The organism is Nostoc sp. (assembly GCF_036917575.1).
Taxonomy (GTDB): Bacteria; Cyanobacteriota; Cyanobacteriia; order Cyanobacteriales; family Nostocaceae; genus Nostoc.
The window spans coordinates 67,514-79,433 of record NZ_JBALDC010000054.1; the positions used below are offsets into that span (position 1 = coordinate 67,514).

The following is an 11,920-nucleotide window of genomic DNA, read 5'->3' on the forward strand; positions in this document are numbered from 1 at the left end:
TGAAAGAAGAGAGTTAGCAATAGTTTTACCTCCTGCAAGAACTGCCCTCTGCCTCCTGCCTCCTGCTATATTTTAAACATCCGCCCTTTTGGAATCACGCAGTTAGGTCTAGACTTATCATTAAGACTGCTCTTAGCAGAAAGCAGAGGGAAAGAGGGTTTTAAAATTTTTGCATAGATGCCCAGAATAATAACTAATTAAGCGGACATGATATGACTCCAATTCATGCCCAATTTTGATGGCTGACACCTTTATTCTTTTCTGTTAAACTTCTCTACCGCCTGTATGTGAGGAAGTCAACGTCAATAGATAGCCGTCCGGCCCAGTCAAGGTAAATGAACTATGGATTCTGCCTGCTTCGATCTCAGAAACAGTCAGTCCCCACTTCCTAAAAGTATCTCTGGTGACGGAAACATCATCTACCATTAGATCAAAAGGCGCATTCATTCCAGGAGCGATCGCCTCTGAACTTGTTCTCAAAACTAAGTGCGTTCCTCCGCGTAATTCTAAAACAGCTAATTGTTCTGATTGAGCGATCGACCGCAGCCCTATCTTAACGAAAAAATTGCTAGCTTCCGATACATTACTCACATATAATCTCACATGACCAATCGCCACAGGAGGACGAGTATCCTTTTGTTTTGCAATAGTTTCTGACAATGACATAGCTTTAATCCAATTTCATCTAAAAATATTTAGTTACTGTTCAACTCTGTTGACATCAGTAGGTTTTTCATCTCCACAATCAGCTTGTTCAAATTCAGCAGTTTTGGGCAAATTTATCTCAACGTTTGATAGAGTATCAAGTCTTACTGACGGTTAAAATAATTATCTATAAATAACGTTTGAGTTTCATCAGATAAAAATTCTTACTTTCAAATACTCCTATACTACGTAGGAAAATTCATAGACGCTTGGAAGGTGGCTTCTGGTAGAGTGGGAGATTGACAGCAATTAGCTTACAACATAGCAATAAATGCAAGCATTGATGAAACAAATCTTTTTGTAAACTGCTTGATTCTTTTGTCTGTCTCGTGATAAATTTCTTTCTACGTCCATAAACTACTGTAATTTTATCAGCTTACCGTAGTTTATTAAATATCATTAACTTAGTTGCAAGGATTTGAAGTTAAGAATAAATAGTTAATCTATCGAGATTATTTATTACAGGTAGTATATTGCGAACCAACGAACTAGAAATTAATCTCTAAGCCAGGGCAACCTTATGAGCAAAATACGTGCTGTGATTGTCGATCCCAATGTACCGGGGCGTTTGGCACTGAGCGAAGTGACTGCACCAAAGCCTGTCCCAGATGAAGCTCTAGTGCGGGTAGCGGCAATTTCCCTCAATCGGGGAGAGATAAAACGTTCAACTTCTGCTGAGGCTGGTTGGCAGCCTGGTTGGGACTTAGCAGGTGTAGTGGAAACCTCTGCTGCTGATGGTTCGGGGCCTCCCCAAGGGGCGCGTGTAGTTGGCTTGCGCCGTGCCGGTGCTTGGGCAGAACTGGTGTCTGTTCCTACTAACGCCTTAGCAGTAGTGCCGTCATCGGTATCTTTTGCTCAAGCCGCCACACTGCCTGTAGCAGGTTTAACTGCATACCATGCAGTGTTAAAAGGTGGTTCGCTTTTGGGTCGGACAGTTCTGGTTACAGGTGCATCAGGAGGTGTTGGTTACTTCGCTATCCAATTGGCGCAACTGTCAGGAGCGCAAGTTGTGGCACATATTCGTCAAGCTGGCTATGAAACTTTAGTTAGAGAAGCAGGAGCGCAATCGGTGGTGATTAGCGAAGACCTTTCACCCGCCAGCGAGTATGGGCCCTACGATCTAATTGTAGAGTCAGTAGGTGGCAAGACTTTGGGGATAGCCCTTGGCTTACTGGCACAGGATGGGAAAACTGTGCTGTATGGAGTATCTGGGGGAGCTGAAGTGACATTCAACGCGGCTCAGTTTTATGGGACTGGTAGCGTTAGCCTATATGGTTTACGTCTATTTGATGAATTGAGATTTGAATCAGCCGCAGTCGGTCTAAAACGGCTTTTGAGTCTAGTAGAAGCAGACCAGTTACATCCTCACATTGATTTAGAAGCTTCTTGGACAGAAATAGCTGATGTAGCACAACAACTACTCGACAGGCGTTTTCCTGGCAAAGCTGTATTGCACATTTCCAAATAATTCGTAATACTCGCCTTCATGCGAGAAGCAAGCTACGTAATTCGTAATTCATAATTAATTCTTTTTTCATGCACTCATTTATGGAGAAAGACTAATGTTCTTCGTTGTTGCAATTAGGCAGATTTATCTGTGGGGTGATAATTATGAATTACAAATTACAAACTACGAATTATGCTGATTTCTGGTTCAAACTAGAGCGGCTTGTAGCCATTAGCAATCTCAAGATAGATCGCCCAAAAGGAACATCACATCCACGTTATCCATCCTTTGTTTATCCACTGGACTATGGATACTTGGAAAATACTCACTCTGGAGATGGAAATGATATTGATGTCTGGATAGGTAGCTTGTCTAATCAAACAGTAACTGCTGTCATTTGTAGTGTTGACTTGGAAAAGCGTGATACAGAAATAAAGATACTTCTAAGTTGTACATCTGATGAAAATCAAGCAATCTTGGATATCCACAATACAGGTTTTCAATCGGCAGTATTATTGGTTCGCAAGTAAATTACATTTTTGAAGGTAACTGTGTATGAGTTTAGAACTAAAACTATCAGGTAAAACAGCGATCGTCACTGGAGGAAGTGCGGGAATTGGATTAGCTACTGCCAAAGCACTTTATAGTGAGGGTGTGAATGTGGCGATCGCAGCTCGCAATCAAGAAAAACTAGAAAATGCAGTAGCTGCCATCCAGTCTTTACCAACTCCTGGCGCTAAAGTTATTGCCATCAGTGCAGATTTGACTAAAGCAGAGGATATTGAGAAAGTTGTCTCCACAACATTGGCCCAATTTGGTCAGATTGATATCTTAATTAATAATGCAGGTTCAGCCCGTGCTGGATCTTTCCTAGAATCCACTGATGATTTATTTTTGGATGCTTGGAACTTAAAATTATTGGGCTATATCCGCTTAGTTAGAGCCGTCGTTCCCCATCAAAAAAGTCGCGGTGATGGGCGGATTGTCAATATAGTCGGTGGTGCAGGCCGGACACCTCGTCCTAACTTTTTAGCTGGTGGTACAAGCAATGCTGCTTTGCTGAACTTTACAAAGGGCATTTCTAAAGAGCTAGCTGAGTACAAGATTCGCATTAACGCTATCTCTCCTGGTGCTACCGCTACTGAGCGTGCCGAGACTTTAGCTCGGCAAAATGCCCAAGCGCAAGGGATCACTGTCGAGGAAGTAAAGGCACAAAACATTCAAAGTATTCCTTTAAAAAGAATCGCCCAGCCAGAAGAAATTGCCGCGCTGGCGCTATTTTTGGTGTCCGATCTAGCTGCATCGATTACAGGAACAGAGATTATCGTTGATGGCGGATCTACCCCTGGTATTTAGTAGAGACGCGATTAATCGCGTCTCTACTGTTGTAAAAATATAAACTTCTTGGAGATAAAAACATGAGTTCTCAATACTTTGATATCAAACCAGTTGCAGGACGTATCGGTGCTGAAATTATTGGTGTTAATCTGAGTTCTAACCTCAGCGATGACATCATCAGTGATATTCGCAAGACTCTAGTCAAATACAAAGTCATCTTTTTCCGTGATCAGCAACAACTCGATGCTGATGGACAGGTTGCCTTCGCTCGTCGTTTTGGTGAAGTCACTACAGCCCACCCAACTGTACCATCGTTGCCAGAAAACTCAGAAGTCTTAGACCTGAATTATGGGCGTACCACTTCTCGCGCCAATAGCTGGCATACTGATGTAACATTTGTAGACCGTCCTCCTCTCGGCTCTATCTTACGAGCGCTTGACATTCCGCCAACTGGTGGCGATACAATCTGGGCAAACTCAGTAACTGCATATCAAGATTTACCTATTCATCTACGTAATCTAGCAGATCAACTTTGGGCAGTACACAGCAACAAATTCGACTATGCTACTGCATTTGACTTACCTGAAGATGCCAAGGCTTATCGGGCTGTCTTCACTTCGACTGTATACGAGACTCTGCACCCAGTTGTACGCATCCATCCCGAATCTGGGGAGCGTGGGCTATTCATCGGCGGATTTGTGCGCCAGTTCCGTGGCTTATCAACAACTGAATCAGATGACATTCTGCGGCTGTTGCAAGCATACATCACACGTCCGGAAAACACAGTGCGGTGGCGTTGGCAAGTTGGTGACGTAGCCTTTTGGGATAACCGCGCTACTCAACATTATGCGATCGCAGATTACGGCGACCAGCCCCGCCACGTTCAACGAGTCACAATTGTCGGCGATCTCCCAGTTGGCATCGATGGTAAACAAAGTGAAGCGATTAAAGGAGATGCTTCTGAGTACAATCGACGTCAGGCGGTAACTGCGTAATCGGAACTGGCGTCAAAATAAAATACCAGCTAGACAATCTCTATGAAGTAGAAGATTTCAAACTTGGGCAGAGGAGCGATGCATGGGTAATACACGTGCTACTGTTTTGGAAACAATAGCGGATACTTTAATCAAGCGTGCTGAGGCTCTGCCTTCTCGTGTTCTGCAAGTAGCGGTAACAGGCATTACTGCTAGTGGCAAATCCACTTTGGCACAGGAGCTAGCGCAGATACTAACCAGACGGGGAAGAAGTTCTGTTCAGATTGCAGTAGATAATTTCCATAACCCACGTGATCTGCGCCATCGCCGAGGTCGTGAGTCGGCTGAAGGCTACTATTTTGATGCCTACAACTATCCGCTCCTCAAAAAGCTTGTGCTTGAACCACTCGGGCCTGGGGGTAATTTAATCTACCAGGCATGTGGGTTCGACTTGGAAACAGATGCTCCAGTGGAAGAGGCACTTAATAAAGCCCATCCTGGAGACATTTTTCTTTTTGCTGCCAGTTTTCTGCTACGACCAGAGATTGTCTCTTACTTTGACTATCGTATCTATATAGATACAGATTTTGAAGTGGCCGAGCAGCGTGGGGTAGACAGGGATGCAGCACAGCTTGGGTCTAAGGAAAACGCAGTTCGTCTATATCGTCAGCGATACCATGCTGCACAACGAATCTACTTTGCAGAATCTAATCCTGTGCAGTATGCCGATGCTTTATTGAAAAATAATAATTTGGCAGAACCAATTCTCTTGTTGAGAGCAAATCATCTTTTCTAATTTCTTGACTAGACATTTGAACCCAGTATCTAATGATGATCGCGCTTTTTTATGAAACTCTTCTATACACCTAACTCACCCTATGCACGCATTGCACGGGTAGTAATAATAGAATTGAATCTGTGCGTAGGCGTAGCCCGTCGTAGACATCGCATCGAAACGCAAAAAGTCATTGCACGAGATCCAAACAGCGACCTACTAAATTACAACCCTACAGGTAAAGTACCAACGCTAGCGACTGATGACGGATTTATCTTGAGTGAAACACGTATAATATGCGCTTATCTGAATCATTTAAATCCTGAGATCAAATTAGTTGCTGACATTTCTAATGGCTTTTTACAACAACTCGAAGGTATGACTGGTGGGTTCATAGATGGTATTGCTGTCTGGGTAAGGGAGTTAAGGCGTCCCCACAATGAGCAATCACCTGGGGTAATCGAGTTTGAGCGTGAGCGGGCGTTAAGAATTTTGGACTATTTCGAGAAGATATCAGATAAACTCGACCAAACTCCAAAACTTGCTCATATAACCCTCGCCTCTGCACTTGGATTAGAGATCCGTCTTCCTGATTTGCAATGGCGGCAGAAATATCCAAAACTTGCCCATTGGTACGATGAATTCTCTAAACTACCCTCTATGCAAGCAACAAAACCAGAGTCTTAATAACTAACATTTTCTTGTTCCAAACAAGAGAAAGAAAAAAGCATGAGTACGCTCTCGCAAATATAAATATGAGTACGAAAAAACAACTTAAACTCGGAGCATTTTTACCTGGTAGTGGTCATCATGTGGCAGCATGGCGACATCCCAACACCCCGGCTGATGGAGGTCTAAACTTCCAACATTATAAGCAGCTGGCACAAACGGCTGAACGGGGCAAATTTGATATGCTTTTCCTTGCAGATGGTTTAGCCGTCTGGGATCGAGGGCAAGGGACTGAGGCTTTTAGCCGTTCGGGACAATTCAGCGTCCACTTTGAACCTTTAACTTTGTTGTCGGCTCTATCTGCGGTGACAGAAAATATCGGATTGGTGGCGACATCATCAACGACTTATGATGAGCCTTTTCATCTCGCCCGCAAGTTTGCGTCACTAGATTACTTAAGCGGTGGTCGTGCCGGATGGAATCTTGTAACCTCTGCTGCTGAAGCCGCAGCGCAGAATTTCAGCCAAGAAAACCACCTAGAACACTCGCTGCGCTATGAACGGGCGAGGGAATTTGTGGATGTTGTCACCAAACTTTGGGACAGTTGGGAAGACGATGCTTTTCTCCACAATAAGGAGTCAGGTATTTACTTTGATGCAGAAAAGTTGCATGTTCCCCACCACAAGGGTAAATATTTCTCGGTGCGCGGCCCGCTCAATGTGGCGCGTCCACCGCAGGGATATCCAGTAATCGTACAAGCTGGATCTTCCGAGGCTGGCCAGGATTTGGCTGCCCAAACAGCAGAGGCGATTTTCACTGCACAACAGACATTGGCAGAAGCTCAAGCCTTCTACGCCAACGTCAAGGGGAGATTGGCTAAATACGGACGTTCCCCTGACCATCTCAAAATTATGCCAGGGGTATTCCCGGTAATTGGTAAGACTGAGCAGGAAGCTAAGGATAAATATGAGCAACTTCAGGAGTTGATCCATCCCTTAGTAGGATTAGGGCTGCTTTCTGGGCTAGTGGGTGGACATGATTTGTCTAAGTATCCTCTAGATGGGCCCCTGCCTGATCTGCCAGATACCAATAGTGGCAAAAGCCGCTTGCAGCTGATTACCGATCTTGCCCGTAGAGAGAACTTAACAATCCGACAACTGTATTTGTGGATTGCAGGAGCGCGGGGACATCGAACGATTCTCGGAACACCAGAACATATTGCCGATCAGTTAGAAGATTGGTTCGTTAATGGTGGGGCTGATGGATTTAACATCATGCCGCCCTGGCTACCTGGAGGTTTAGAGGAATTCGTAGACTTGGTAATTCCCGAACTGCAACGCCGGGGAATATTTCGTACTGAGTATGAAGGTAGTACCTTACGCGAAAATCTCGGTTTGCCTCGTCCGGTGAACCAGTTCACCACAAATACTGCTCCTGAACCTGTAGGCGTCGGTTCCTTGGCATAGTTTTGATTGAACAACTGGCAGTGTTTTTGAAGCGACGGCTTTGATTTCCTCAAACTTAATCTGGTTTGTTATTCCAGTGGTTTTAACAATACAATCAAGTCGTCTCTAAGGAAACTTTTTATCGTGTTGGGCATCCTAACGGTTCTTCTATCCTCCTTTGTTTTGACGTTTCACAACGTTACTGTCCGAGTTTTGTTTTCAGAACATCTCGTACTAGGTTTATTTTTACTCGGTGGATACGTTAAACCGGATTTGCAAAATTCCTTCTTGCTGATGTTCATGCGAATGCTGCTGGTGGTTCCACTGATGGCATCTCTATCATTCAAGCTATATCCATCTGCTCTTAAAGAACTCCAAGACTTGTTCACCCGCAACCGTAGGGATGTTCTGATTCAAGCTCTTGGCTGTGGAGTGCTGATGTTTGTATATATTGCCTCACTCTACATTGCTATTGGCTTGATTCCCACAGGCATTGCCTTGACCCTCTTCTTCACCTATCCCGTATTTACAGCACTGTTGTCATGGAGGTTTTTTGGCGATCGCCCCACATTGTTCCGTTGGCTGGTAATGGCTATTATTCTGCTGGGAAGCGCTCTCACCATTCCCCAATCCTCTGCTACTTACAGTAGTCATACAATTGCGATCGGCATTTTCGCTAGTTTTGGCGCTGGAATTGTTTACGCCTTTTATTGCATCATTGCTCAAAAATGTTTAGAAAAATTCCATCCAGTTCCCTTTACCTGGATCAGTTTTGCCTCCACTCTACTGCTCTCTGGTATTAGCTTAGTGTTTTGGCCAGCTAAGAGCGGCCAACTTGACTGGACACCCCTATGGATTGGCAGCATCTTTTCGGGTCTGGTCAGCTTTCTTGGACACACTTTAAACAATGTGGGAATTCGGATGGTTGGCGCTTCTACCGCTTCCATAATCGGCTCTAGCAGTCCAGCATTGACGGCGCTAGTTGCATGGCTAACCATTAGCGAAACTTTAAACGTGATTCAGAGTGTAGGGATTGGTATTGTCACATTGGGGATCGCCTTACTTAGTGCCGAAGGTTTTGTGAAATCGCTCAAAATTAAGGGTCGAATTGGGAATTAAAATATGCCTTTCTTTGCTATCCTTTTCGATCTTGACGGGACTTTGACAGATCCTAAACCTGGCATCACTGGTTGCATTCAGTATGCGCTTTCTGAACTCGGTTACAAACCACCGAATGCTGATGAACTAAATTGGTGTATTGGGCCGACACTCAAAGATAGCTTTTCGCAATTACTCAATACCTTAGATAGCACAGTAATTCAACAGGCTATTTTACTATATCGTCGCCGCTTTGCCACAATTGGATTATTTGAAAACTCCCTTTATTCCCAAATTTTAGAAGTCCTAAAAGCCATTCGTTTTGCTGATTATAAAACTTTTGTTGCGACTTCTAAACCATATATTTATGCAACGCAAATTATTGAATATTTTAGTTTATCGTTGCTTTTTGATGGTGTTTATGGTAGTGAGCTTGACGGAACGCGGAGTAGAAAAGGTGACTTAATTCACCATATTTTATTAACAGAAAAACTTTTACCCTCTAGTGTGGTGATGGTAGGCGATCGCTCACATGACATCATTGGAGCCAAGCGCTATCATATCACTTCAATTGGTGTCACTTATGGCTATGGAACTGAAGAAGAATTAAAAGCTCATGGTGCTGACTTTATTGCCCATTCTCCAAGCGATATTCCCAAATTAATAATTCGTAAATAATGCCACCATCTTTAACACTTTTCCATAGCTTACTTCTCTTTAGTACCGCTTTCATTGCAGGCGGGCTAAATGCTGTAGCAGGTGGTGGAAGCTTTATCACCTTTCCAACTCTCATCTTTACAGGTGTACCGCCGATCGCAGCTAACGCCACGAATAATACTGCAATTTGGGTGGCTGCTCTAGCAAGTGCTGGAGCATATCGTCAAGATTTAGACATCAAGCGACGAGATTTTTTACTTTTATGTAGTGTCAGTTTAGTTGGTGGAATAATTGGCTCTGTAACTTTGTTATATACATCGCCAGATGTATTTAAAAAGCTTATTCCCTATCTGTTACTGCTGGCAACCCTGGTGTTTACCTTTGGCGAACCTTTCAAAAAGTGGTTGCAGCGTCAACGTCAGAAGTCATCACCTGAATCTGTACCTTTGTTTAATTTGGTACTGGCTCAACTAGCGATCGCAATTTATGGCGGTTTCTTCGGCGCAGGTTTAGGGATTTTAATGCTGGCAACTCTGGCATTTTTAGGTATCAAAAGTATTCACAAAATGAATGCTTTTAAGACATTTTTAGGGAGTTGTATCAATGGTATTGCCATCGTTCCATTTATTTTTGCAGGTGTAATTGCTTGGCATCAAGCTATTTTGATGGCAGTAGGTGGTTCTCTGGGTGGTTATTTAAGCGCTCATTATGCTCGTCAACTTGAACCGCACTTAATTCGGAAATTTGTGATGATTGTTGCCTTCAGCATGACTGCCTACTTTTTTATTCACGGTTAAGGACTGGGAACTAGTAGTCTGCCAACCCAAAGATGCGCTTTTTCGGGCTGGGGAAAGGGGAAAGGGAAAAGGGTAAGGGATTTAAAACCTTTCCCCCTGCCCCTTATCCCCAGAGGGGACCCCACCTTCCCCCTTACCCAATAAAGAGCTTTCGTCACGAAAGCGAACTACTAGTGAGAGGTGATGTATGGAAGCATCAAGAAAATCGCAGGTCATGCTTCGTGCTTTTGGTTCCAGAAATTTTCGCCTGTACTATATAGGTCAGGGAATTTCTTTGATTGGTACGTCAATGACTCAAGTGGCTACAAGTTGGTTAGTATATCGCCTCACCGATTCCGCCTGGTTACTAGGTTTGGTAGGTTTTGCCAGCCAAATTCCCACGCTTGTTTTGATTCCTCTAGGTGGAATCATCGCCGATCGCACGAACCGCCATCGTATTCTGCTTATCGCCCAAGTTCTGGGGATGCTTCAGTCTTTGGCTCTGACATGGCTGGCTTTGAGCAGTACTATTAACGTCTGGCAGATTGCATTTCTTGGTGTGTTACAAGGGATAATCAACGCCTTCGATATTCCCACCCGACAGGCATTTTTACCAGAAACGGTCAGTAAGGAAAATCTTGGTAATGCGATCGCTTTGTACTCCTCCCTTGTCAGCGTTTCAGTGATACTTGGGCCTGCGATCGCAGGTATATTGATTGCGGCCATTGGTTCAGGCGCTTGTTTTCTGATTGATACTATCAGTTATATTGCTGTAATTATTGCCCTCCTAGAAATGCACCTTGCCCCCAAAAAAGTCGTTATTTTCACACGGAAACCCTTAGAAGAATTGAAAACTAGTTTTAACTACGCTTTTGGGTTTTTGCCAATTCGATTTGTCTTGATTGGTTCAGCTTTAGTCTGCTGTGTGTGGGGATTTTACTTAGCTTTGGGGCCGATTTTTGCCAAGGAGATTTTGCAGGGCGGGTCTAACACCTTCGGCTTCTTGATAACAGCTTCCAGTTTGGGAACCTTAGCTGGTGGTATTTATTTAACTAAGCATAACAATGTACTGGAGTCGGGTAAAGTTTTAACATTAGGTATATGTTTTATGGGAGTAAGCTTAATTGTCTTTGCCCTATCGCGTGTGTTCTGGCTTTCACTGCTTTCATTATTAGCGGCTGGTTTCGGCTTTATTTTGCAGATAATTGCCGGACGCACTTTACTTCAGTTGTTGGTGAATGATGAAAATCGCGGACAAATTACAGGTCTTTATGTTATGGCATCTACAGGCGCAGTACCTATAGGTAACTTAATAGCTGGCGCACTAGCAAGCAAAATTGGTAGTAGTAATACTGTCATCCTTGGTGCAAGTATTTGTATTGCAGGCTCAATTTTCTTTATGCAGCAAATCTCTACCTTCCGCGATCTGGTTCGTCTGAATCTACGTACTGAAGAAGCTTAAAAGAAAAATAGCTCTGGCTATTTGAAAGAATGCATAATCAGCGATAAAACCAAAAATTGGTAAAAACAATGACTACTATAAATGATCCTACTGTTATAGCTCAAGTAACTGATTTGTACCTCAAATATGAAGAAGCCCTTTCTAATAACAATTTAGAGGTGATGGATAGCTTGTTTTGGGATGCGCCCGAAGTAGTGCGGTTTGGAATTACAGAAAACCTCTATGGCGGCGATGAAATTCGTAACTTTCGCCAGAATCGACCAAACCCAAAAATAGAGCGAGAAATCTCGAATCTCAAGGTTGTAACCTTTGGGAAAGATGCAGCAACAGTAACTTTAGAATTTCGCCGGATTATCAATGGTGTAGAGCGTTTCGGGCGACAAAGCCAGACTTTGTACAGGTTTATCGAAGGATGGAAGGTGGTTTCAGCGCACGTTTCATTATTGCCAGTGTGAGTTTCAAAACTATGACTAGTATTTTAGTTAGATGTTAGCTGCCAGAAAAGATAGTAAGTGGCTCTAATACTAGCTTTACGTGATTTTAAATCATTAAAAATAATTCCTGTACAAAGCAG

General features: G+C 43.5%; 13 protein-coding genes. 12 read left to right on the top strand and 1 reads right to left on the bottom strand.

Annotated elements, in window-relative coordinates; genetic code table 11:
* Positions 1 to 264 precede the first annotated feature (264 nt).
* Positions 265 to 666 (bottom strand): VOC family protein, encoded by a 402-nt coding sequence (locus V7K79_RS16400; protein ID WP_335049070.1) that lies wholly within the window; start codon positions 664 to 666, stop codon positions 265 to 267.
* Between the two features lie 559 nt (positions 667 to 1,225).
* Here V7K79_RS16400 and V7K79_RS16405 point away from each other — a divergent pair.
* The 12 genes from V7K79_RS16405 (at position 1,226) to hpxZ (ending at position 11,801) form a co-directional block, all read left to right on the top strand.
* Entirely contained in the window at positions 1,226 to 2,173 is a 948-nt protein-coding gene (locus V7K79_RS16405; RefSeq protein ID WP_335049071.1) for a zinc-binding dehydrogenase, read from the top strand.
* A gap of 143 nt (positions 2,174 to 2,316) precedes the next feature.
* Entirely contained in the window at positions 2,317 to 2,682 is a 366-nt protein-coding gene (locus V7K79_RS16410; protein WP_335049072.1) for an inorganic diphosphatase, read from the top strand.
* 25 nt (positions 2,683 to 2,707) lie between these two features.
* Complete coding sequence (locus V7K79_RS16415; RefSeq protein ID WP_335049073.1) at positions 2,708 to 3,508, top strand: SDR family oxidoreductase; 801 nt, start codon at positions 2,708 to 2,710, stop codon at positions 3,506 to 3,508.
* Positions 3,509 to 3,570: 62 nt separating this feature from the next.
* Positions 3,571 to 4,485, top strand: coding sequence for a TauD/TfdA dioxygenase family protein (locus V7K79_RS16420; RefSeq protein ID WP_335049074.1), 915 nt, complete (start codon positions 3,571 to 3,573; stop codon positions 4,483 to 4,485).
* 82 nt (positions 4,486 to 4,567) lie between these two features.
* Positions 4,568 to 5,260 (top strand): hypothetical protein, encoded by a 693-nt coding sequence (locus V7K79_RS16425; RefSeq protein ID WP_335049075.1) that lies wholly within the window; start codon positions 4,568 to 4,570, stop codon positions 5,258 to 5,260.
* Between the two features lie 51 nt (positions 5,261 to 5,311).
* Positions 5,312 to 5,926, top strand: a complete 615-nt coding sequence (locus V7K79_RS16430; RefSeq protein WP_335049076.1) for a glutathione S-transferase family protein — start codon at positions 5,312 to 5,314, stop codon at positions 5,924 to 5,926.
* A 68-nt stretch (positions 5,927 to 5,994) separates the two neighbouring features.
* A complete protein-coding gene (locus tag V7K79_RS16435) occupies positions 5,995 to 7,374 on the top strand; it encodes an LLM class flavin-dependent oxidoreductase (RefSeq protein WP_335049077.1) in 1,380 nt (459 codons plus the stop codon).
* A gap of 162 nt (positions 7,375 to 7,536) precedes the next feature.
* Positions 7,537 to 8,472 carry a DMT family transporter gene (locus tag V7K79_RS16440; RefSeq protein ID WP_335049078.1) on the top strand — a complete coding sequence of 312 codons (936 nt, stop codon included), beginning with the start codon at positions 7,537 to 7,539 and terminating at the stop codon, positions 8,470 to 8,472.
* A gap of 3 nt (positions 8,473 to 8,475) precedes the next feature.
* Positions 8,476 to 9,129, top strand: a complete 654-nt coding sequence (locus V7K79_RS16445) for an HAD hydrolase-like protein (protein WP_335049079.1) — start codon at positions 8,476 to 8,478, stop codon at positions 9,127 to 9,129.
* Entirely contained in the window at positions 9,129 to 9,905 is a 777-nt protein-coding gene (locus V7K79_RS16450; RefSeq protein ID WP_335049080.1) for a sulfite exporter TauE/SafE family protein, read from the top strand. The genes V7K79_RS16445 and V7K79_RS16450 overlap by 1 nt, the downstream gene beginning before the upstream one ends.
* Before the next feature lie 187 nt (positions 9,906 to 10,092).
* Positions 10,093 to 11,346 (top strand): MFS transporter, encoded by a 1,254-nt coding sequence (locus tag V7K79_RS16455; protein WP_335049081.1) that lies wholly within the window; start codon positions 10,093 to 10,095, stop codon positions 11,344 to 11,346.
* A gap of 68 nt (positions 11,347 to 11,414) precedes the next feature.
* A complete protein-coding gene (gene hpxZ / locus V7K79_RS16460) occupies positions 11,415 to 11,801 on the top strand; it encodes an oxalurate catabolism protein HpxZ (protein ID WP_335049082.1) in 387 nt (128 codons plus the stop codon).
* Positions 11,802 to 11,920: the final 119 nt, after the last annotated feature.